At 64.9% G+C, this 2,496-nt stretch carries 3 protein-coding genes; 1 reads left to right on the forward strand and 2 read right to left on the reverse strand.

Features of this window, described 5'->3' with window-relative positions; genetic code table 11:
* Positions 1-214 (reverse strand): MOSC domain-containing protein (locus tag VFP86_00065; protein ID HET8998019.1); only part of this gene is annotated, 214 nt, incomplete at its 3' end.
* Positions 215-353: 139 nt separating this feature from the next.
* The gene (locus VFP86_00070) at positions 354-788 is read right to left on the reverse strand and encodes a methylglyoxal synthase (protein HET8998020.1); all 435 of its coding nucleotides are present in this window, start codon (positions 786-788) and stop codon (positions 354-356) included.
* A gap of 298 nt (positions 789-1,086) precedes the next feature.
* On the opposite strand from VFP86_00070, the gene VFP86_00075 reads away from it, so the two are divergent.
* A complete protein-coding gene (locus tag VFP86_00075; GenBank protein ID HET8998021.1) occupies positions 1,087-2,376 on the forward strand; it encodes an MFS transporter in 1,290 nt (429 codons plus the stop codon).
* Positions 2,377-2,496: the final 120 nt, after the last annotated feature.

The following is a 2,496-nucleotide window of genomic DNA, read 5'->3' on the forward strand; positions in this document are numbered from 1 at the left end:
CGCGGGCCACCGCATCGAGGTCTTCCTGGGCGATGAGGGTGAGGTGCCGGCCGCCGCCCGGGTGCTGCGAATACGTGCCCGTCCCGGCGGCATAACGGTCGCCCTCGATCCCCTTCCCGGCCGTCGTCCGCACCTTCTCCATATGCTGCGGCAGCGTTCCCGCCTCGGGGGTGATGTAGATGCCGGCCACGCGGCCGAAATTGTCCGCCGTCATCGCGCGATGCTCCTTCCTAGGTTGGGCTCAGACACCAAGGTGCGACAACGACGCGGCGACCTCCTGCCTGTGCGATGGCACCGCGCGCCATAGCCGCGATCGAACCCATGCTCGCGATGCAGCCGGCAATGCCGGCCTCCTACTCGTTGATCACCAACGCCCGGTCGTACTCGGGGACCATACGATCGTATGCCGCCGACATCAACGGCGAGGAGATAATGAAGTCGGCGGACGCCCGGTTACAGGCCACGGGGATGTTCCACACCGCGGCGATTCGGAGGAGCGCTCTGACGTCCGGATCGTGCGGCAGCGACTGCAGAGGATCCCAGAAAAAGATGAGGACATCGATGCTCCCCTCGGCGATGCGGGCTCCGATCTGCTGATCCCCCCCGAGCGGCCCGCTCTGCAGTTTGTGCACATCGGCCCCCAGCTCTGCTTCGAGCATTTTTCCCGTCGTCCCCGTGGCGAGCAGTTCGTGTTGAATCAGCAGGTGCTTGTTAAACGCCGCCCACTCGAGGAGATCGGTCTTCTTGTTGTCATGCGCCACAAGGGCGATTCGCTTCTGTTGTCGCATAGCCACCTCTCCATTTCCTCAATAGATCGGCGCCCGTCCAGCACCCCGAGATCCAGAATGGGTGCGGTGGGGATAGCCGCCGATCGGCAGGGATCGTGACGCGCGGAAGGGGGGTCCGGAGCGCGTCGTGTCCGTAAAGCAAGATGCTCCGGCGGAACACGCGCCGCCGGAGGCATCATGGCCTTTTTGCCTTCTATTAATTAATAACATAATGGCACCCGTTGGTCAACCCAGCGTGCCGGACTGCACGTCGCGGTCGACACAGAGGACAAGTGGAGAGGTTGCGGAACTCCTGCGTGTGTCCGCTGTCGGAGAAACGCGGTTCTCCACCGCATTCGAGGTTCCCGGCTATCGCTGGTTGTGGCTGTTCTCGCTCTTCAGCTCACTGGCATTCACGGTGGAGGTGCTCAGCCAGGGATGGGTCGTCTTGCAGCTCACCAACTCGGCCCTCATCGTGGGCTTCGCGGCGGGTTTTCGGGGAGTCAGCCAGGCTCTCTTCAGCGTGCTCGGCGGTCCCATCGTGGATCGCATCGACCGCCGCCGGCTCCTTCTCGGCTCGCAGCTCGCGGCCGCGCTTGGCGCCCTGACGCTCGCGTCCCTCCTGCTCGGTCACATGGTTCGCGTCTGGCACGTGTTCATCTATCTCGTTCTTGCGGGCCTCGTCACCGCGGTCAGCAGGCCATCGGCCGGCGGTTTGATGTACGATGTTGTGGGCCCGCGGCGCCTGCTGAATGCGAGCGCCTTCCAATTCATGGCGGCGAGCTTCGTCCGGATCGCGGGTGCGGTGGCGGGCGGCTTTGTGATCGATCGGTTGGGCGCCGGCAACAACTTCCTGCTCGTGGGTGCCGCATACTGCGGAGGATGGGCCGCGCTGTCCCTGCTGCGGAGCCCCGCCCCCACGGCGAGAACGGCGGAGCCATTCGTTCGGGCGGTGACGGCCGGATTCGGATATGTCCTGGGCACGCCTCGGATCCGGACGCTGCTTTTGCTGAGCCTGGTTGTGGAGGCGTTTGGGTTCGGCTATCAGGCCATGATGCCGGTCATGGCCCGCGACGTGCTGAAGGTGGGCGGGATCGGTCTCGGGTACCTGGCCGCGATGGCCGGCGTTGGGCAGTTGGTGGCGACGCTGCTGGTGGCCTCGCGTGGGGACCTGCGCAACAAGGGGACGCTCTTGATCTCCGCCGCGATCGGATTCGGGTTGTTCATCGCGCTATTTGGTGTGTCACCGTGGTTTCCTTTCTCGCTCGCGGTGGTCATGGTGGTGGGGGCGTTGGGGTCGACATACGACACCTCCATGTCGACGATGCTGATGATGGCCGCGGGTGACGCGGTCCGGGGGCGCGTGCTCGGCCTCTACTATTCCACGATGGGGGTGAGCGCGGTCGGATGGCTCGGCGTCGGCGCCGTCGCCACGCTGCTGAGCATGCCTGCCGCCCTCGCGCTGAGCGGGAGCGTCGTCGCGCTCGCCGCGCTTGGACTGGTTCCGAGACTCCACCTGCTGAACCCGGGCGGCCGGGCCGGCGCCGCCGAGGAGCTATCTTCGCGTTTATCCCCTCAAGAATCCGGGGACAATAAATCGGGATTGTGAATCGATGCGAGCAACTCGCGGCCGCCAAAGGCCATCGTAGATGCGAAGAGCGGTTCAACTCGTTCTGATCTTTCTCACCTCTGCGCTCGTCACGCTGGGGATCATGGGCGTCAACCTCGG

It is taken from the genome of bacterium (genome assembly GCA_035703895.1).
GTDB lineage: Bacteria > Sysuimicrobiota > Sysuimicrobiia > Sysuimicrobiales > Segetimicrobiaceae > Segetimicrobium.

Coding starts and splice junctions, on each gene's coding strand:
- VFP86_00070 (HET8998020.1), bottom strand. CDS start 788: ATGCGACAACAGAAGCGAATCGCCCTTGTGGCGCATGACAACAAGAAG.